Genomic DNA, 18,075 nt, shown 5'->3' on the forward strand with positions numbered 1-18,075 from the left:
TTAGTGACTGGTGCCGTCTTCGAAGGTGATCTTGTTCCAGACATTGTATTTTCCCGCTGGCTTGCTCATCGGCAGGCGCGTGATTTCTTCCAAGGTTGCCGCGTCATAGACGATCACAGCACCATCCATTTCCCAGATCGACACCAACGCATAACGGCCATCCCGCGTGAATTCGGTATGGGCCACCGTCTTGCCAGGCTCTGGGATCAAGGTGCGGATGATCTCAAGCGATTGCTTGTCGATGATATGGATATGCCCCTTGTTTTCGCCCGTGAAAACATCGGCCCAGAGATAGGGGGTGCTGTCATGACTGCGCAGGAAAAATCCGGGGCCGTCGGTGGGAATGGACGTGATCAGTGACCAGTCGTTCATGTCGATCACCGACAACATGCCTTCGGTCAGATGCGGCGTGGCCATCACCTTATGGCCGTTCCTGTCCCAGGTGATGCCCGATCCCAGATGCGGCATGCCCGGCAATGGCAGTTCGGCAATCTCACGCCCGACATCCAGATTGACGACCACCCCGGTTTGCGACTCGCGGTTGGAGCCGATCAGATTGCGATAATCGGGGCTGAAAAAGAAATCATCCAAAGGGGCCGAAAGCGCAATGCGGCGCCGCGCGAACAGGCCCCGCTCAACTCCGACCGCTTCCTCCATGCCATTCTCGTTTGAATGCACCAGCCCTTCGGAATATGGGCCCCCGTCTTCATCCGTGGCGATTTCCCAAATCTCTGGCAGGTCTTTCAGCGCCAGAACAAAGGTTTCGCGTTGCGGGGCCTGATAGACAGCAGACACCCGGCTGGGCCGATGATCGCGGCCGGTGATTTCCACCACCTTTTTCACTGTCATATCTTCGGTTGACAGGATCGTCAGCGTGTTGGGCAGGTAATTCGCCACGGCCAGCCATTTGCCATCCGCACTCATTGCGATGTTGCGGCTGTTCAGACCTGCGCGAATCCGGCCCACCTCGGACAGGGACCAGATATCATATTTCTGCACCCAGCCGTCACGCGACATGATGAAAACAAAGCGCCCATCCGGGCTGAACTTTGGCCCCCCATGCACGGCGACCGGGGTCTCAAACCGATCAAGAACGGCAAGGCTGTCGCCATCCAGCACGGAAACATGGTGATCGCCCGTTTCAACCACCAGCGTGATATTCAACGGATCACCCGAGAAGACAGGCGCTGCGGCGGGCTGATAATCCGTCATCTGCCGGGTGGCGGAAATTTCGGTCGTGGTCCAGACCGGCAGCGTGGCCAATGGGGCAGAGACATAGGCTGCAACAGCCGCAATTTCCGCAGCCGACAACGTCGATGCAAAAGAGGGCATCTGTGTCGCCGGGCGCCCCGCCGCGATGACAGCCGCCAACTTTTCACCTTGCAACCGGCCCAGGCTTTCCGGGATCAGCGCGGGGCCAGTGCCCCCCAACCGCGTTTCGGCATGGCAACTGGCACAAAGATCGGCATAGATGGCGGCCCCATCGGGGGCGGCCAGCACCGGGCTGGCCAAGGCAAGGCTAGATAAAACGATGTGCCGGATCATGGCTTTTCCCCCGGAAAGGCGTAACGGTCAGGCGGGCAGAGTCACCTGTGCCGATTTCAGCATTGGTCAGGTAGCAGGCCGGATCCTCGGCCCAAGGGTCGCCCGTGACTTGCAGGGCGCGGATGCGGGTGTTGCCCCCACAGACCGCCTGATAAGCACAATCGCCACAGCGCCCTTTCAGCGGACGCGGGCGTTGGCGCAGGGTGGCCAGCATGGCGTCTTCGCCCGTCCAGAGGGCCGAGAACAAGTCGTTCTTCACCGATCCCACTGTGTAATCCGACCAATAGGTATCTGGGTGAACCTTGCCCTGAGGATCGATATTGGCGACGCCCAACCCGCTGGAATTGCCGCCCCATGCCTCTAGATGGCTGCGCACATGGCGGGCCTTTTCGGGGCCAAAATTCTGCTCGACCCATCGCAGGAAATAGACGGCATCGGCGTCGTTATTGCCGGTGACGATTTCCAGCGGCTGGTCTTGTGACACGGCTTTCCAGGCCCGCGCGATCAGCAGATCCATCGCGGCGCGGGTGCGGGCGTGTTCGGTGTCATCGCCGCGATGTTTGTCACCCCGGCCGGCATAGACAAGATGCGACAGATAGAACTTGTCCACCCCTTCGGCATCGCACAGCGCAAGCATATCTGGCAGCATCGCGGCATTGTCTTCGGTGATGGTAAACCGCAGCCCCACCTTGACACCCCGCGCCTTGCAGGCCCGCACACCGGCCAGCGCATCGGCAAAGGCCCCGTCCACCCCACGAAACCAGTCGTTCATCGCGCCGATACCATCCAGCGAGATGCCCACATAGTCAAAGCCCAGCGCGGCCACGCGATCTGCATTAGCGCCCGTCAGTTTGGTGCCATTGGTCGAAAGGCTGAGATGCCGAAAGTTCAGCGCCCGCGCCCGCTCGGCCAGCGCCCAGAAGTCGGGGCGGCTTAGCGGCTCGCCGCCCGACAGGATCAGCGCCGGAATGCCAAAGTCTGACAGATCAGCCAAAACACCCAAGGCCTGGGCATGGCTAAGTTCCCCCGGAAACGGCACATCGGCGCTGGTCGTGTAGCAATGGCGGCATTTCAGGTTGCAGGTGCGCGTCAGGTTCCAGATCACCACCGGCTTGATACTGCCTGCCGCACTGCGCCGACGGGGCAGCGTGGGTGTCAGCAGTTCTTGCATATATTGGGTCAGTCGAAACATCATTGGCCCCCTTGGGTCAGCCGCAACCCGGTCTTTTTCAGAATGCGGGTCGAATACAGAATATCCTGCCCCCGGCAGGCCGGGCCCAGCAGGGCGGCAATCTGCTGGCGCAGGTCTTCAACCTCGGCGCGGCTGTGGCCGTGGATCATCGCAAAAAGGTTATAAGGCCAGCCGTCAGCCCTTGGGCGCAGATAACAATGGGAAACGAATTCCAGCCGGCCGATCTGCGCGCCCAGATCAACGGCGCGGTCGTCTTCGATGTCCCAGACACTCATGCCATTGGCAACCAGACCCAAGGCATAGTGATTGGGCGCCAGTGCCACACGCCGGATGATGCCCGCAGCCTGCATGGCCTCCATACGGTCGATCACCTGCGCTTCGGTCAGGCCCAGCCAGCCAGCCACCTCGGCAAAAGGGGCGGGCGTCAGCGGCAGGCCGCCTTGGGTGGCGGCGATGATCCGGCGATCAATGGCAGAAAGGGTGGTCATGCGGTTACCCGGAAGCCTATGAAAAACTCGTGCTCTTTCGGAAACAGCAGCACCGGCAACCCGGTTTCCTGCGTGATCCGTGCCGCCGTCTGTTCAATCTGTTCGGGCCGTTCACAGGCCAAGACGAACCACATGTTCAAACGGTGGGTGCGTTCATAATTATGCGCCACCTCGGGATGCGCATTGACTAAAGTCATGACGGTTTCAAATCGGGCCGCTGGCACCTCGATCGCGCACAGGCAGAACGCGCCGCCCATGGCCTCGGCATCAAAAAACGGGCCAAAGCGGGTGATCGCCCCGATTTCGCGCAGCGTTTGCAAACGGCCAATCACCGCATCTTCCGTCAGCCCCAGGTCATCTGCCAAAGCCGCAAACGGATGCGGGCATAGCGGCAAACCGTCTTGCATGCGGTTCAAAAGAGCGCGGTCTGTTGCATCCAACGTATCCGGTGGCAGGGGATTGCGGCGTGGGGTCATGCGGCGGCCCTTTCCAACAAGGCCCCTGTTTGCTTGAAACAGCGGGTTGAAAACAGAATACGATGGTCTGCCAAGGCAAGTTCAGGCAAGGCACGGGCCTTGGTCACAACGGCCAAGGCCTCGGCCCGGCTTTGCCCATGCACCATGGCAAACAACCCATAACGCCAAAGGCCAGGATGGGTCTGGCGCTGATAACACAGCGTCACCCCCGGAACGGATGCCAAGGCGTGACCGGCCACTTCCATTCTGTCGGGCGCAATATCCCACACCACCATCGCATTGGCCGCCCATCCGATGGCCCTGTGCCGCACGATCACGCCAATGCGGGTCAGAATGCGCGCCGCCGACAGGGTCGCCAGCCTGTCCAGCACTTGCCTTTCGGCCCAGCCCAGATCGCTGGCGACCGCGGCAAAGGGCCGTGCCACCAGCGGCAGCCCGGCGGCCATCGCCTGCAACAAAGGCCGATCTTCGGGCATCAAGGCGGCAGCATCAACAGGCCCGTCGCTGCGCAGCGCAGCGCGCTGCCCCGACAGGCGAAAGCCAAGGTCGATGTTAAAGGCACGCAGCAACGGCAGGGTCAGCACCTGCAACCCGCTGCGCGCGGAAATCCGGTGCAAGCATGCGTCCAGCGCGACGGCGTCAGGGGCTGTCGCCACGAACCACAGGTTCCAGTCGTCTTCGCGCAGATAGGAATGATTGACGCCCGGTTCAGCGCCCACAAGGGCCGCGACCGTCTCGATCTGGTCATCCGGCACAGCCAGTGCCGCAAGGGTCGAGGCCCCCGCCGTGTTTGGCCGCACGGTGCCGCCGACCCGTGCAACGGTGCCATTGGCCTGCAACCGCGCCAGCCGTGCGATCACCTCGGCCTCGGTCAGCGCCAAGGACTGTGCCACTTGCGCAAAAGGCTGCGGCACCAGGGGGAAATCACGCTGAAATTCATCCAGCAGGCGGTGATCAAGGGGGTCAAGCCGATGCATGTTCACAGCCCCGTCTGATGTGCGCGGGCGGTGAAGAAAATGCCTGATGGGCTGTTCGCAGGCACTTCGGCCAAGACGTCAAAGCTGCGGGTGTCATAGACCATCAGCTTGTTGTCATCGCGCGACGAGATCCAGACCTCGGCGCCACGCGGGGCAAATTCCATGTGCAGCACGGCCTTGCCCGGCGTCAGCGTTTTCACCACCTGATGCGTGCGGCTATCCACCACCTGCACCGTATCATTCAACGGGGTGGCGAAATTCACCCAGACATAGGGGCTGCCCGGCTGGGCGATGATGAACACGGGCTGGCCATGCATGGGGGTGCGCGCCACCTCGGCATAGCTGTCGCGATCGACCCACAGCAATTCGTGCTGGCCAACGGCGGGCAGCACATATTGGCCTTCGGTGAAAGCCCAGCCTTGCAGATGCGGCATCTTGTAAACGGGCAGATCTTCTTCGGTCTTGCCATAATCTTGCAAGAAACGCAGCGGTTTGGGATCTGCATCCCACAGATCAATCGCGGTGACGCCCTTTTCCCCGAACAGACCGATCAGATAGGTGTGCCCATCATCGGTCAGCACCGCATCAAACGGGTTCTTGCCAACATCACCCAACTTGGTCAGCACAGGCTCTGCCCCGGAAAAATCGGCCATGAAGGCCTCGCCACTGTCCCATGTCGCCCAGGCAAAGCGGCGGCCCGGCACATCGACCAGACCAATCGTCTTGGACGTGCCCGGAATATCGGCCACCAGCGCCAATGTGTCGGCGTCAAACACCTTGACCCCTCCGGGTTCGTAGTTTGACACGGCAATCAGCCGACCGTCGTCGGAAATGGCCCCGCCGATGGAATTGCCCGCCTGCAAGGTGCGGGCCACGATCTGCCGGGTCAGCATATCCACCTTTGTCAGCCCGCCGTCGCGCCCAAAGACAAAGGCAAAGCGTTCATCCGGGCTGTAGGTCAGGCTGGCGTGGCTCAGGTCACCCAAACCCTCGATGCGGCCAATGCTGGCACGGTCAGACCGGTCGATGACCAGCAGACTGCCGGTGGCGCGTTCAACGACAAGGCCCAGATCACCCGTCGCACAACAGGGGGTTTCGGCACGGGCTGGCAGGGCCAAAGTGCAAGCCATCAGCGCAGCCATCAAGAGAGAGGTTTTCATCGGTCAGTCTTTCTTCAGATAGCGGGCAATCCACATCGCCTCGTCTTCGGTCAGCAACGGGCGCCATGCGGGCATCGCCGTGCCCGGCACCCCGTCCAGAATGATCAGGGCCAGCCCTTCAGGCTCGGCATGGGCCAGTGCCTCGGCCGTCAGCGGGCGCCCCAGCCCGCCCTTCATCGTCAGCCCATGACAAGACCCGCAATCTTGCTGCACCATATGTTGCAAGGCCTGCGCCCGTTGCGGGGCAACCTCGGCCGCGCAGGGCAGGGCCAACATCAAAAGGGCAATGACACTACGCATAGACCGCCAGCCCCAATCCCGCGCACAGCGTTGCAGAGGTTTGCCCAGGCGCGACATACAGCGAAACCACATGCCCGATGACGAACAACACCGGCGCATCGGGCTGCACTTGGGCCACATCACGGGCAATGGCAGAAAGCGACGAAAGGATGCGCACTTCGCGCGGCGTGGTGGCAGCAGACACCGCCATGACGGGCAGGCTGGGCGGCAGACCATGCCGCATCAACTGCACCGCAATCTCGGCGATGTTCTGCACGCCCATGTAAACAACCAGCGTCGTCGTTTCCGAGGCAAGCGACGCCCAATCCAGATCAAGGGCCGCGTCTTTGGCGCGATGCCCCGTGACATAACGCACCCCTGTCGCAAGGCCCCGGTGGGTCAGCGGAACACCGGTGCTGGCAGCCATGCCCTGCGCCGCCGTGATGCCGGGCACATGATCGACCACGATACCGGCATTGCGCAGCACAGCGGCCTCTTCGCTGCCCCGGCCAAAAATCAGCGGATCCCCCCCCTTGAGCCGGGCCACGATCAGACCCTGACTGGCCAGATCGACCAGCAGCGCATTGATGGCCTCTTGCGGTAACTTATGACATTTGGGCAATTTGCCGACGTCGATCAGACGAGTGGCTGACGGGATCAGGGCCATGATCTCGGGCGAGACGAGGCGATCATAAACCACTACATCCGCAGATTGGATCAGCCGCAGCGCACGAAGGGTCAGCAACTCGGGATCGCCAGGGCCCGCGCCGATCAGATGGACCCGGCCGCATGGCGAAGGAATGGAAAGGTCTTTCATGGCTCTCGGTCCCGAATGAATGGTTGCGCGGAAGGAATTTCGCAGGCGCGAAGGCGGGCAAGTGCAACGGCGCCCTGCCCGCCAGAGCGCCTTCGGGGAAGCCCCCGAAGGCATGGGCGCAGGGTCAGTAAACGTCGCCCCGGGTGTTGAAGACGTTGAACTTGCCGGTGGGCGTGACAAGGCGCGGATCCTTGATCACCTTTTTCAGTTCCAGCGTTTTGTCATCGACAACCACAATCGCTGATTCCTTGTCTTTCGCATTCCAGACGCTGAACCAGACCTCGGTGCCTTCCTTGTTGAATTCAGGTTGCACCACACGCGGCTGACCATCGGTGATCCCGGCCCATTCCCCGATCGGCAGGGTAATGATTTCGGGGTCTTCGTCGGGGGCGCCCATCGCGTCGATATTGAACACCGCCACCGAAGCCGACGTTTCGGCATCAGGGTTCAGCGTCGCATCGACATACAGGTGGTTCGAGTTCGGATGCGTCTTGATGAACAGCGATCCACCGCCCAGCGCATAGAAGCTGTCCACGATTTTCCACGCCTGATCGGGATGTCCCTCGGGATCGGTGCCGATCAGCGCAACCGATTCATCGCCCAGGTGACTGGTGGCCCAGACCGGCCCGTGGATCGGGTGAACAAAGTTCGCCCCGCGCCCGGGATGCGGTGTCTGCCCGCCAGTTTCGGTGATGGCGGCCAGCTTGCTTTCCTTGGTGTCGATCACCACCAGCTTGCCCCGCGCATTTGCCGCAGTGATGAAATAGCGGTGCGTGCTGTCCAACCCGCCATCATGCAAGAAGCGTTCGGCTTCGATCTCGACCGTCTTCAGGTTCTTCAGGTCGGTGTAATCGACCATGATGATCTTGCCGGTTTCCTTGACGTTCACGATGAACTCTGGCTTGTAGTGGCTGGCCAGAATTGCCGCGACGCGGGGTTCGGGGTGATAGACCTGCTCGTCATAGATGTTGCCGCGGGTCGAAACGATCTTCTTCGGCTCCAGCGTATCGCCATCCATGATCACATATTGCGGCGGCCAATAGGCCCCTGCGATCGCCAGCTTGTCTTCCCAGCCCTCGAATTTCGACGTTTCGATCGAGCGTGCCTCAGCCCCGATCTTGATCTCGGCCACCGGGCCGGGGGTTTCCATCCAAAGGTCGATCATCACGATCTTGGCGTCGCGGCCAATCACGAAAAGATAGCGGCCACTGGCCGAAATGCGGCTGATATGCACCGCATAACCTGTGTCGATGATGGCCTTGATTTCATAGGTCGCCCCATCAATCAGCGCCACCTGACCCGCATCGCGCAGCGTGGTCGAGAACAGGTTGTCGATGTCGATGTCGTTCATCTTCTCGGTTGGGCGATCCTCGGGTTTGACGATCACCTTCCAGCTTGCCAGCATTTCCGGCATACCGAATTCGGGCGGGGCTGGCGGCTCGAGCAGCAGATAGCGCGCCATCAGATCCACATCGCCTTCACTCAACTCACCCGACGTGCCCCAGTTCGGCATCCCGGCCGGAGAGCCATAGGTGATGAAGCTCTGCAGATAGTCATAGCCATGTTCGCGGGTGATGTCGGGCGTCAGGGCCTTGCCCGTAGCGCCTTTGCGCAGCACGCCATGGCAGCCTGCGCAGCGTTCAAAGTAGATCTGTGTGCCGCGCTGGAATTCTTCCTGCGTCATCACGGGGTCGCCGTCTTTGCGACCGGGGATCTCGACCTGGATCTGGCCCAGAGTCGTCATCGACGGCTCATAGGCGGCGGCGGGGCCGTCGGTATGGTCTTTGGGTTTTTCCTGGGCCATGGCAGTGCCGGCGCACAGGGCAAACGCCACTGCGACGCTGGACAGCAGCACGGTCCTCGCGGTGAAAGCTCGGGGGGTCATCGAATATCTCCGTTCAGCTGGTGAGGCTCACCGAAGCGTGACCCAAGACGCGCATCCTTTCCTTGACTTTTGTTAAGGCGCGAAACCGATGCGCGGCGCAGGCTTTGGGCAGAACCGCTGGGGGCTGTGATGCGATGTCTTGTTCTGCTTGCGCTTGTCCTTGCGCTGCTTGGCCCGGTGGCGGCGCAGCCTTTGCACGCAGACTCGGCTGGCTTTGCCGCGATCAGCACCAGTGACCCCACACCAGACCTTGCCGCGCGTCTGCTGGGCCTGACGGGCCCGCTGGTTCTGGTGCGCCAAGAGGCGGGCGTGCCGGGTTGGGATGCAACGGCACAAGGCAAGATCGTCGGTTATCTGGCCTCGACCTGGCAGGTGGCCGGGTCTGTGGGCTATTCGGGCCGCCCTTTGGATGTCTTGGTGGCGATTTCGCCCGAGGGGCGGATCACCGGGGCGCAAGTGATGCAGCACAATGAACCCGTGCTGACCTTGGGCATATCCGATGCCGATATCGCCACCTATGTTGGCGGCTTTGCCGGGTATGATCTGACCGCCCCCGCCGGAACCGGGCTGCGCCAGCCCGGTGTTCCCGATGTCATCAGCCGCGCAACCGTTTCGACCGGTGTGATCCGTGACGGCATTTTGCGCACGGCGCGCACTCTTGCGATCGGGCGCGGGGTCATCGCAGCGGGTGGGGGAATCGACCGCATCACCTTTCAACAGCTTGACTGGGCGGGGCTGGTGGCAATGGGGGCGCTGGCCGAAACGCGGGTATCCATGACCCAAGCCGCCGCCAGCCTGAGCACGGCCAAAATCCCGCTAGACCCCGGCGATGGCACGTTTTTGCAACTGTGGGCCGGGCTGATCGATCCCCCCAGCGTGGGCCAAAACCTGCTGGGCCAGCAGGTCTTTACCAGCGCCATTGGCAATCTTGGCCCCGGAGAAACGGCGCTTGTCATCATCAGCAAGGGCCTACATTCGCACCGCGGCACGGATTGGCGGCGCAGCGGGCTGTTTGATCGGATCACGATCATTCAGGGCGCAACGCGGCTGCACCCGACCGAAACCAGCTATCAGATGGTAAAACGACTGGCGGTTGCCGATGCGCCGGATGTGAAAGAGATCAGCCTGTTTCGCCTGCCCCCAGACATTGACCCGTTGCAGCCCATCCGCATCGAAGTCACGGCCAGTCGCGCCACCGAAACCGATGCGGTTTCAATGACCATGGCCGTTGATTACAGCCTGCCCGCAGCCTTTCGCCTGCCGCCCGAGACGGCGCCGTCCGCCCTGTGGCGCGATATCTGGGCTGCGAAACGGCTGGAAACGGCCTTTGTGGCCTGCATGGTCGCGGTTCTGACGCTGATCTTGTTCGCCCAGGAATGGATCACCCGCCGCCCCCGTTTGTGGCGCAGCAGTCGGATCGGGTTTTTGCTGACCACCTTGTTTGTTCTGGGGTGGGGTCTGAACGGGCAGCTTTCGGTCGTGCAGGTCATCGCTTTTATCCATTCACTGCTGACTGGCTTTCGCTGGGAAACCTTTCTGATCGAACCGGTGATCTTTCTGCTTTGGGCCTTTACCGCGCTTGGCATGCTGTTCTGGGGGCGCGGTGTCTATTGCGGATGGCTGTGCCCCTTTGGCGCGTTGCAAGAGTTGACAAATACAGCCGCCGTCGCGCTTGGCATCCGTCAGATTGCCGTGCCCCAAGCCGTGCATGAACGCCTGTGGGTGATCAAATACACCGCCTTTGTCGGCATTCTGGCGCTGTCTTTCTATTCGCTGCACGACGCCCTGATCCTGGCCGAGGTCGAACCGTTCAAGACGGCCATTTCGCTGCGCATGATCCGGGCTTGGCCTTTCGTTCTGTTCGTTCTGGCCTTGCTGGCCGCCAGCCTGTTCATCGAGCGGTTCTATTGCCGCTATCTTTGCCCCCTGGGGGCTGGCTTGGCCCTGCCCGCAAAACTCAAGGTGTTTGACTGGCTAAAGCGTCGTCCGCAATGCGGGCGCGAATGCCGGCTTTGCGAGACGAAATGCACCGTTGGCGCCATCGACCCGTTGGGCCGGATCAATGCCAATGAATGCGTGCTGTGCCTGCGCTGTCAGGTGATCATGAATGATGGAACGCAATGTCCGGTGCTCAAGCGCCGCGCCCGCAGCACGGCCGAGGGGGCAAGCCAATGAACATCACCCGTCGTCGCTTTCTGACTGTGTCTGCTGCCGCCCTGGCCACCCCAGGCCGGGCAGCGACCCGGCATGATTGGTCGGGGCTGGCCCTTGGCACGGCCGTGCGGCTGCGTTTGTCGGGTGCATCTGACCATCAGGCACAGCGGGTCTTTCGCCGTGTCGCGGCGGTTCTGACGCAGGTTGAGGCCGATTTCTCGCTGCACCGGGATTCGGCCCTGGCCCGGCTGAACCGCGATGGGCGGCTTGCCTTTCCTGGCGAGCAGATGCTGCGCCTGTGTGCGCTGGCCGATCGCGTCCATCGGGCCACGGGCGGGGCGTTTGACCCAAGCGTTCAACCTTTGTGGCTGGCCATGGCACTGGGCCATGATCCGGCCAAGGCACGGGCGGCGCTGGGGTGGTCGCGGGTGCGCGTGGCAACACAGGAAATCCGGCTGGATCATGGCATGGCGTTAACCTTTAACGGAATCGCCCAAGGCCACGCAGCTGACCGTATCGCCGATCTGATGCGCGACGAAGGGCTGGAAAACGTGCTGATCGACATGGGCGAGGTGCAGGCCCTGGGCCATGCACCCGGCGGTGTGCCGTGGCGCGCCCGCATTGCCGGGCCGGATGGCACAGGGCTGGCAGAACTTGGCCTCAGCAACCGGGCCTTGGCCACGTCATCGCCCTTTGGCACCACGATCGGCAACGGCCACAGCCATATATTGCACCCCCTTGGCCTGCCGGTTCTCTGGCAAACGGCCTCGGTGAGCGCGGCACAGGCTGCTGTTGCCGATGCGCTGTCAACGGCCGCCTGCCTGATGAACCGCACCGCGATTGACAGCGCGCTGGCCGAGTTTCCTGAGGCGCGGCTGGAAGCCCTGTCCTGATCAGATTTTTCACCCCCAAGCCATCGGCTTGACTTTTGTTAAGGCTGAAACGCGGCCCAAAGCTCACAACAGCGTGACCTGAAACCGCTCCGGGAAGGATTCGCAATGCGCGAAATCATGACCAAGAGCATGGCCCGCAACATCTTTTACGGCGGCTCCCTGTTCTTCATACTCATCTTCATCGGTCTGGCTTGGAACAGCCACCGCTATATCGTGACCACCTCGACAGATGCTGCCGCGCTGACACCTTCGGTCGCGGCAGGCAAACACCTTTGGGAAAAGCACGCCTGCATCAACTGCCACACCATCTTGGGGGAAGGTGCCTATTTCGCACCTGAGCTGGGCAATGTGATGACACGCTGGGGCGTGCAGGATGACCCTGATCTGGCCATGGACAGCCTGAAAGGCTGGATGGATGCCATGCCCACAGGCATCGAGGGCCGCCGCCAGATGCCGCAGTTCAATCTGTCAGACGAAGACTATCGCAACCTCGCCGACTTCCTGCTGTGGACAAACAAGATCCGCACGCAGAACTGGCCCCCGAATGATGCGGGTTAAGGAGGAAATCATGAAATATCAAAGCCAGAAGATCGCACTGATCTATTTTTCCGTCGCCATGGCCTTGTTCGCCGTGCAGGTCAGCCTTGGGCTGATCATGGGATGGATCTATGTCGATGGCACCTTCCTGTCTGAAATCCTGCCCTTCAACATCGCCCGCATGTTGCATACCAATTCGCTGATCGTCTGGCTGTTGGTTGGCTTTTTCGGTGCGGCCTATTACCTGATCCCCGAGGAATCCGAGCGCGAGATTCATTCGACCAAGATCGCCTATCTGCAACTGGGCATCTTGGTGCTGGGCACTGCTGGCGTGGTGGTGACCTATTTCTTCAACCTGTTTGAAGGCAACTACCTGCTGGGCAAACAAGGGCGCGAATTTCTGGAACAGCCCACCTGGGTCAAGGCCGGGATCGTCGTTGCGGCGCTGCTGTTCTTGTATAACGTCACCATGACGGTGCTTGCGGGCAAGAAAACGGCCATCACCAACATCCTGCTGCTTGGCCTTTGGGGCTTGGCGCTGCTGTTCCTCTTTGCCTTTTACAACCCCGAGAACCTTGGCCTTGACAAGATGTATTGGTGGTTTGTCGTCCACCTGTGGGTCGAAGGCGTCTGGGAACTGATCATGGCCGCCATTCTGGCCTTCCTGATGCTGAAGCTGACCGGGGTTGACCGCGAAGTTGTCGAGAAATGGCTGTATGTCATTGTCGCGACCGCCCTGTTTTCTGGCATCCTGGGCACCGGCCACCATTATTTCTGGATCGGCACACCGGGCTATTGGCAGTGGATCGGGTCGCTGTTCTCCAGCCTCGAAATCATCCCCTTCTTTGCGATGATGTCCTTTGCCTTCATCATGGTCTGGAAGGGCCGTCGGGACCATCCGAACAAGGCTGCCCTGCTCTGGAGCCTTGGCTGCGCTGTGCTGGCCTTCTTTGGCGCGGGCGTCTGGGGCTTTCTGCACACCTTGCACGGGGTGAACTATTACACCCACGGCACGCAGATCACCGCCGCCCATGGCCACCTTGCCTTTTACGGCGCCTATGTCTGCGTGAACCTGGCCATCATCACCTATGCGATGCCGAACCTGTTGGGGCGTGACCCGTTCAACCAAGTGCTGAACATGGCGTCGTTCTGGCTGATGTCGTCTGGCATGGTGTTCATGACCGTGACGCTGACCTTTGCCGGTGCGCTGCAAACCCACCTGCAGCGGGTGAATGGCGACAGCTTCATGAATGTGCAGGATCAGCTTTGGTTGTTCTATGCCATGCGCTTTGGCTCTGGCGTTGCTGTGGTGCTGGGGGCGGTGCTGTTCATCTACTCGGTCATGGTGCCGCGCCGCGAGATCATTCAACCCGGCGTCAACGCCCCTGCGGAGTGATGGATATGGATGGATCTCAAACCCTGAAGGGGGCGGCGCAAGCCCCCTTCTACCTGCCGCAGGGCGATGAATGTGCCGTTTTTCGTGCGGCCTATGACAATCGCCTTCCGGTTCTGCTCAAGGGGCCGACGGGCTGTGGCAAAACGCGTTTTGTGGCGCATATGGCCGCTGAACTGGGGCGCCCGCTTTATACCGTGGCCTGCCACGACGACCTTTCCGCCGCAGATCTGATCGGGCGGTATCTGCTGAAAGGCGGCGAAACCGTCTGGGTCGATGGCCCGCTGACCCGCGCGGTGCGGGAAGGTGCGATCTGCTATCTGGACGAAGTGGTCGAGGCCCGCAAGGACGTGACCGTGGTGCTGCATCCGCTGACCGATGACCGCCGCATTCTGCCCATCGACCGCACCTCCGAGGAGTTGGAGGCAGCGCCCGGCTTTATGCTGGTGGCAAGTTACAACCCTGGCTATCAGAACATCCTCAAAACGCTGAAACCCTCTACCCGTCAGCGCTTTGTCAGCCTTGAATTCACCTTTCCCCGCCCCGAGCATGAAATTCCGGTCGTGGCGCGCGAAAGCGGTCTGGCCGAAGACCGTGTCAAACCGCTGGTTCGACTGGCCGGCAAGTTGCGCGCAATGAAGGGGCAGGATCTGGAGGAAGGCATCTCGACCCGACTGGTGATCTATGCCGCGACCCTGATCGCACAGGGCATGCCTGTCGAACGCGCCATCTTGGCGACGATGATCGAGCCTTTGACAGATGATGACGATACCAAACGCGGGCTCCTCGATCTTGTTCAGGCCGTTTTCGGGTGAGGCCGGTCATGAACACGCTCGATCTGGAACCATGGGAACCCGAAGAAACCATCGGGAAACTGTGGCATGCCTACGCCAGCCGCCTTGACGCACCTTGCGTCCACGACGGAGCCCGTGTTGACCTGTCTCAGGTCAGCGGGCGGTTGGCTGTTCTGTTCCGGGGCCTTGGCGGCGACCCATCCGTGCAGATCAAGGCGGTGGGGGATGAACACAGCCCGCACCGCCTGTCACTGCGCCGGTTTCTGGGAACCGCAGCCGAGACTACCCCGCGCGCCAGCTTTGATGGCGCCGCCCTGCGCTTGCCGCAATCGCTGGCGGTGTTTCCGGCGGCCGAGGCGAATGCAGCCCTGTATCTGTGGCTTACCGCTGCTGCCGCCCATGCCCCGGCCCATACCCCCGACACCGATCCGCTGCGCGCTGATCTTTGGGCCCTGCACGCAGCACGGGCCATTTGTGCCACAACACTGGCCGAGGCACCGGGGCTTCGCGCCCTTTATGCCGATCTTTGCGCGGCAACGCTGGCGCTGCGGCACACGCCGCATCTGCCCGATGCCGAACGCTGTGTCGACTCTGTCATCTGTCATCTGCTGGGCGATCCGGCCCCCCTGCGGCCCAAAGCGGCGCGCATGCTGGCGGCCATCGAAAGTGGGGATTTGTCGGCTTATCGCGCCCCGCGCGGTTATCGCCCGTTTCGCCCCGTGCCGCTGTGGCCAGATCTGCGCGCACCCGACCGGTCCGAGACAACCGCCGTCGAAACCCGCGCCACCGATGGCACCCCCGAGGAAGCGATTGGCAACAAGACCCACCGCGCGCGCCGCCGCAAGGCCGACCAGGCCGAACGCAGCGACAGTTTCATCCTGCACAAGTTTGAGGCGATCTTGTCTTGGGCCGAATTCATCAACCTGAACCGCAGGGTCGAGGATGATGAAAACCACGATGCCCAAAAGGCGGCAGAGGATGCCGATGACATTGGCCTTGGGCAAATCTCCAAGGCACCCGCAACGCGCCTGAAACTGCACCTCGATCTCGCCCCCGAAGATGTGGACCGCGAGGCCCTGTCAGGCACCGAAACCTATCCCGAATGGGATGTGCGAACCGGCAGCTATCTGAAAGACCACGTCAAGGTTCTGACCTCTGACATCACGCCAGTTCTGACCACACCCCCATTTCGGGACGATCCGCGCGCGCAAGCCCGTATCCGCGCCGTCAAACGTCAGTTCGAGGCTCTGCGTCCCAGCCGAATTTCGACCACTGGCCACCCTGATGGCGATGAACTGGATACGGATCGTGCCGTGCGCGCGCGGGTCGATTTTTATGCAACTGGTCAGGGCGATGACCGCATCTGGCGTCAGACCAGGCCGCAGAAACGCGACCTTGCGGTGTCGATTTTGCTGGATGTGTCGCGCTCGACGGAAAGTGCCATACCCGGCCACGGGCATGGCGGGCGCGCGGTGATCGATGTCGAGCGCGAGGCCCTTACGGCCCTGTCCTGGGGGCTTTCGGCCTGCGGCGACGATTTCGCCATTCACGCCTTTTCCAGCCTGAAACGCGATCGCGTCTACATCCAATGCGCCAAACACTTTGGCGAGCCGATGTCCCAAAGTGTCGAGGCCCGCATCGCGGCACTTAGACCGGGGTTTTATACCCGCCTTGGTGCCGCCATTCGCCATTCCAGCGCCGGCCTTGCCGAACAGGCCCGCAAACGCCGCCTTTTGCTTGTGATCACTGATGGCAAGCCCAATGATCTTGATCATTACGAAGGCCGCCACGGCATCGAAGACAGCCACAAGGCCGTGATCGAGGCGCGGCGCGCAGGTCATGCCGTCTTTGGTATCACCGTGGACCGCGAGGGCAAAAGCTGGTTTCCCCGCATCTTTGGTCAGGGCGGCTTTGCCCTGATCCCGCATCCTGAAAAACTTACGCAAGCCCTGCCTGAAATCTATCGGCATCTGGTCGGCGCATGAACGCCCCTCACTCGCACGGCCTGCTGGATGAACTGCCCGGTGATCTGATGATCTGGGTTCTGATCGTATCCGAACTGCTGGTTTTTGGCGCAGGTCTGCTGACGTTTCTGGCTGTGCGATTGGGTGATCCGGTGGGTTTTGCGCTGGCGCAAGATCAGTTGCACCGGGTTGGGGCCGGTGTGAACACGCTGGTTCTGGTCACCTCTGGTTGGCTTGCCGCACGCGGGGCCGCCGCTGCCGACGCTGCGCGCCTGGCCATGGCACGGGCACATCTGGCAGCCGCCGCTGCTTTGGGCGTGGTGTTTCTGATCATCAAGGCATCAGAGTTCACCGCGCTTGCCGCACAGGGGATTGGCACCGAGACCCACCCCTTTTTTACCTTCTACTTCTTGCTGACCGGGTTTCATGCCGCCCATGTTGTCGCCGGGGTGGTGATCTTCGGCCTGCTTATCTGGCGCCCCACCCCCTATGCCACGGAAAACGGTGCCGCCTTTTGGCATATGGTCGATCTGGTCTGGGTCATCCTGTTTCCCGTTCTCTATCTGGTGCGCTGAGATGGGCCTGACCGCAACCTGGGCTGTGCTTGTCGGGCTGTCGCTTGTATCCACCGGCCTGGCCGGGCAGATCGGCGCGGGCCACGGCGGGCGGGCGGTTCTGGCCGTGATCCTGCTGCTGGCCTGGCTTAAGGCGCACCTGATCTTGAAACACTATCTGGGCCTTGCGCGCTGCCCCCCGGTGCTGCGTGGGTTTGACATTGTTCTGGCGCTGACCATGATGGCCCTGCTGGGGCTGGCGCTTGTGGGGTAACGCGATGGACTGGGTAGAATTTGCCTTGGCGATGGCGCTGTTTCTGGCGTCGCATCGCATTCCTGCGCTGATCGGGGTCAAGGCCCCCTTGACCCGCGCTTTGGGGCCGCACGGCTATACCGTTGCCTTCAGCCTGATCTCAACCCTGCTGTTGGCTTGGGTGATCGTGGCAGCCGGGCGCGCGCCCTATGTGGCGCTGTGGGACCACGCGCTGTGGCACCGTTGGGCGCTGAACCTGATCATGCCTGTTGCGCTTGGTCTGATCGTCTTTGGCCTTGCCGCGCCCAACCCCTTTGCCTTTGAAGGCAAGGCCAGCGGCTTTGATCCGGTCCGACCGGGGATTGTGGGCCTGACACGTCAGCCGCTGTTGTGGGGGCTGACGCTTTGGGCGGCAGGGCATCTGCTGGCCAATGGCGATCTGGCCCATGGGCTGCTGTTCGGCAGCTTTGCCCTGTTCTCGCTGTTGGGCATGGGTATGGTCGAACGCCGCCGGGCACAATCCATGGGGCTGGCCACTTGGCAGCGAGTGACGGCAAAGACCAGCCTTGTGCCCGGCGCGGCCCTGCTGACCGGGCGCTGGCGACCAGCCACGTTTCCTTCTGTGCGGCGCGGCATGATCTGGGTGCTGGTCTGGGCAGGGCTGTGGATGCTGCATATGCCGGTGATCGGCGTGTCGCCTGCCCCCTAGCACAC

At 61.7% G+C, this 18,075-nt stretch carries 18 protein-coding genes; 9 read left to right on the plus strand and 9 right to left on the minus strand.

Annotated elements, in window-relative coordinates:
* From V3C85_RS07585 to V3C85_RS07625, 9 genes are all read right to left on the minus strand, one after another.
* Positions 1 to 1,545: a cytochrome D1 domain-containing protein gene (locus tag V3C85_RS07585; RefSeq protein WP_331794483.1), complete on the minus strand. Its 1,545-nt coding sequence runs from the start codon at positions 1,543 to 1,545 to the stop codon at positions 1 to 3.
* Positions 1,520 to 2,737 (minus strand): heme d1 biosynthesis radical SAM protein NirJ, encoded by a 1,218-nt coding sequence (gene nirJ / locus V3C85_RS07590; RefSeq protein ID WP_331794484.1) that lies wholly within the window; start codon positions 2,735 to 2,737, stop codon positions 1,520 to 1,522. Before nirJ ends, V3C85_RS07585 begins: the two co-directional genes overlap by 26 nt.
* The gene (gene ahbB, locus V3C85_RS07595; protein ID WP_331794485.1) at positions 2,737 to 3,225 is read right to left on the minus strand and encodes a siroheme decarboxylase subunit beta; all 489 of its coding nucleotides are present in this window, start codon (positions 3,223 to 3,225) and stop codon (positions 2,737 to 2,739) included. Before ahbB (V3C85_RS07595) ends, nirJ begins: the two co-directional genes overlap by 1 nt.
* Complete coding sequence (locus tag V3C85_RS07600) at positions 3,222 to 3,701, minus strand: Lrp/AsnC family transcriptional regulator (protein ID WP_331794486.1); 480 nt, start codon at positions 3,699 to 3,701, stop codon at positions 3,222 to 3,224. The genes ahbB (V3C85_RS07595) and V3C85_RS07600 overlap by 4 nt, the downstream gene beginning before the upstream one ends.
* Entirely contained in the window at positions 3,698 to 4,678 is a 981-nt protein-coding gene (gene ahbB / locus V3C85_RS07605) for a siroheme decarboxylase subunit beta (RefSeq protein WP_331794487.1), read from the minus strand. The genes V3C85_RS07600 and ahbB (V3C85_RS07605) overlap by 4 nt, the downstream gene beginning before the upstream one ends.
* A gap of 2 nt (positions 4,679 to 4,680) precedes the next feature.
* A complete protein-coding gene (locus V3C85_RS07610) occupies positions 4,681 to 5,838 on the minus strand; it encodes a cytochrome D1 domain-containing protein (protein ID WP_331794488.1) in 1,158 nt (385 codons plus the stop codon).
* Positions 5,839 to 5,841: 3 nt separating this feature from the next.
* Entirely contained in the window at positions 5,842 to 6,138 is a 297-nt protein-coding gene (locus tag V3C85_RS07615) for a c-type cytochrome (protein ID WP_331794489.1), read from the minus strand.
* Positions 6,131 to 6,934: a uroporphyrinogen-III C-methyltransferase gene (cobA, locus tag V3C85_RS07620; RefSeq protein ID WP_331794490.1), complete on the minus strand. Its 804-nt coding sequence runs from the start codon at positions 6,932 to 6,934 to the stop codon at positions 6,131 to 6,133. The genes V3C85_RS07615 and cobA overlap by 8 nt, the downstream gene beginning before the upstream one ends.
* A 124-nt stretch (positions 6,935 to 7,058) precedes the next feature.
* Complete coding sequence (locus tag V3C85_RS07625; protein ID WP_331794491.1) at positions 7,059 to 8,819, minus strand: cytochrome D1 domain-containing protein; 1,761 nt, start codon at positions 8,817 to 8,819, stop codon at positions 7,059 to 7,061.
* Positions 8,820 to 8,948: 129 nt separating this feature from the next.
* On the opposite strand from V3C85_RS07625, the gene V3C85_RS07630 reads away from it, so the two are divergent.
* From V3C85_RS07630 to V3C85_RS07670, 9 genes are all read left to right on the plus strand, one after another.
* The gene (locus V3C85_RS07630) at positions 8,949 to 10,994 is read left to right on the plus strand and encodes a 4Fe-4S binding protein (RefSeq protein ID WP_331794492.1); all 2,046 of its coding nucleotides are present in this window, start codon (positions 8,949 to 8,951) and stop codon (positions 10,992 to 10,994) included.
* Positions 10,991 to 11,866 carry an FAD:protein FMN transferase gene (locus V3C85_RS07635; protein WP_331794493.1) on the plus strand — a complete coding sequence of 292 codons (876 nt, stop codon included), beginning with the start codon at positions 10,991 to 10,993 and terminating at the stop codon, positions 11,864 to 11,866. The genes V3C85_RS07630 and V3C85_RS07635 overlap by 4 nt, the downstream gene beginning before the upstream one ends.
* Positions 11,867 to 11,971: 105 nt before the next feature.
* On the plus strand, positions 11,972 to 12,424 hold the full coding sequence (locus V3C85_RS07640; protein ID WP_331794494.1) for a c-type cytochrome: 453 nt from the start codon (positions 11,972 to 11,974) through the stop codon (positions 12,422 to 12,424).
* A 10-nt stretch (positions 12,425 to 12,434) separates the two neighbouring features.
* Entirely contained in the window at positions 12,435 to 13,799 is a 1,365-nt protein-coding gene (locus V3C85_RS07645) for a cbb3-type cytochrome c oxidase subunit I (protein WP_331794495.1), read from the plus strand.
* 5 nt (positions 13,800 to 13,804) lie between these two features.
* Entirely contained in the window at positions 13,805 to 14,611 is an 807-nt protein-coding gene (locus V3C85_RS07650) for a CbbQ/NirQ/NorQ/GpvN family protein (RefSeq protein ID WP_445941989.1), read from the plus strand.
* A gap of 8 nt (positions 14,612 to 14,619) precedes the next feature.
* Entirely contained in the window at positions 14,620 to 16,575 is a 1,956-nt protein-coding gene (locus V3C85_RS07655) for a nitric oxide reductase activation protein NorD (RefSeq protein WP_331794497.1), read from the plus strand.
* Entirely contained in the window at positions 16,572 to 17,129 is a 558-nt protein-coding gene (locus tag V3C85_RS07660; RefSeq protein WP_331794498.1) for a cytochrome c oxidase subunit 3, read from the plus strand. Before V3C85_RS07655 ends, V3C85_RS07660 begins: the two co-directional genes overlap by 4 nt.
* Before the next feature lies 1 nt (position 17,130).
* Positions 17,131 to 17,382, plus strand: a complete 252-nt coding sequence (locus V3C85_RS07665; RefSeq protein WP_331794499.1) for a hypothetical protein — start codon at positions 17,131 to 17,133, stop codon at positions 17,380 to 17,382.
* Positions 17,383 to 17,386: 4 nt separating this feature from the next.
* Positions 17,387 to 18,070: an NnrU family protein gene (locus V3C85_RS07670; protein ID WP_331794500.1), complete on the plus strand. Its 684-nt coding sequence runs from the start codon at positions 17,387 to 17,389 to the stop codon at positions 18,068 to 18,070.
* The last annotated feature ends 5 nt before the right edge of the window (positions 18,071 to 18,075 follow it).

The sequence above is a fragment of the Pseudotabrizicola sp. L79 genome (assembly GCF_036553525.1).
Taxonomy (GTDB): Bacteria; Pseudomonadota; Alphaproteobacteria; order Rhodobacterales; family Rhodobacteraceae; genus Pseudotabrizicola.

Bases quoted from the DNA above. Each gene is read 5' to 3' on its own strand.
- V3C85_RS07585 (WP_331794483.1), bottom strand. From the start codon at position 1,545: ATGATCCGGCACATCGTTTTATCTAGCCTTGCCTTGGCCAGCCCGGTG.
- nirJ (WP_331794484.1), bottom strand. From the start codon at position 2,737: ATGTTTCGACTGACCCAATATATGCAAGAACTGCTGACACCCACGCTG.
- ahbB (WP_331794485.1), bottom strand. From the start codon at position 3,225: ATGACCACCCTTTCTGCCATTGATCGCCGGATCATCGCCGCCACCCAA.
- V3C85_RS07600 (WP_331794486.1), bottom strand. From the start codon at position 3,701: ATGACCCCACGCCGCAATCCCCTGCCACCGGATACGTTGGATGCAACA.
- ahbB (WP_331794487.1), bottom strand. From the start codon at position 4,678: ATGCATCGGCTTGACCCCCTTGATCACCGCCTGCTGGATGAATTTCAG.
- V3C85_RS07610 (WP_331794488.1), bottom strand. From the start codon at position 5,838: ATGAAAACCTCTCTCTTGATGGCTGCGCTGATGGCTTGCACTTTGGCC.
- V3C85_RS07615 (WP_331794489.1), bottom strand. From the start codon at position 6,138: ATGCGTAGTGTCATTGCCCTTTTGATGTTGGCCCTGCCCTGCGCGGCC.
- cobA (WP_331794490.1), bottom strand. From the start codon at position 6,934: ATGAAAGACCTTTCCATTCCTTCGCCATGCGGCCGGGTCCATCTGATC.
- V3C85_RS07625 (WP_331794491.1), bottom strand. From the start codon at position 8,819: ATGACCCCCCGAGCTTTCACCGCGAGGACCGTGCTGCTGTCCAGCGTC.
- V3C85_RS07630 (WP_331794492.1), top strand. From the start codon at position 8,949: ATGCGATGTCTTGTTCTGCTTGCGCTTGTCCTTGCGCTGCTTGGCCCG.
- V3C85_RS07635 (WP_331794493.1), top strand. From the start codon at position 10,991: ATGAACATCACCCGTCGTCGCTTTCTGACTGTGTCTGCTGCCGCCCTG.
- V3C85_RS07640 (WP_331794494.1), top strand. From the start codon at position 11,972: ATGCGCGAAATCATGACCAAGAGCATGGCCCGCAACATCTTTTACGGC.
- V3C85_RS07645 (WP_331794495.1), top strand. From the start codon at position 12,435: ATGAAATATCAAAGCCAGAAGATCGCACTGATCTATTTTTCCGTCGCC.
- V3C85_RS07650 (WP_445941989.1), top strand. From the start codon at position 13,805: ATGGATGGATCTCAAACCCTGAAGGGGGCGGCGCAAGCCCCCTTCTAC.
- V3C85_RS07655 (WP_331794497.1), top strand. From the start codon at position 14,620: ATGAACACGCTCGATCTGGAACCATGGGAACCCGAAGAAACCATCGGG.
- V3C85_RS07660 (WP_331794498.1), top strand. From the start codon at position 16,572: ATGAACGCCCCTCACTCGCACGGCCTGCTGGATGAACTGCCCGGTGAT.
- V3C85_RS07665 (WP_331794499.1), top strand. From the start codon at position 17,131: ATGGGCCTGACCGCAACCTGGGCTGTGCTTGTCGGGCTGTCGCTTGTA.
- V3C85_RS07670 (WP_331794500.1), top strand. From the start codon at position 17,387: ATGGACTGGGTAGAATTTGCCTTGGCGATGGCGCTGTTTCTGGCGTCG.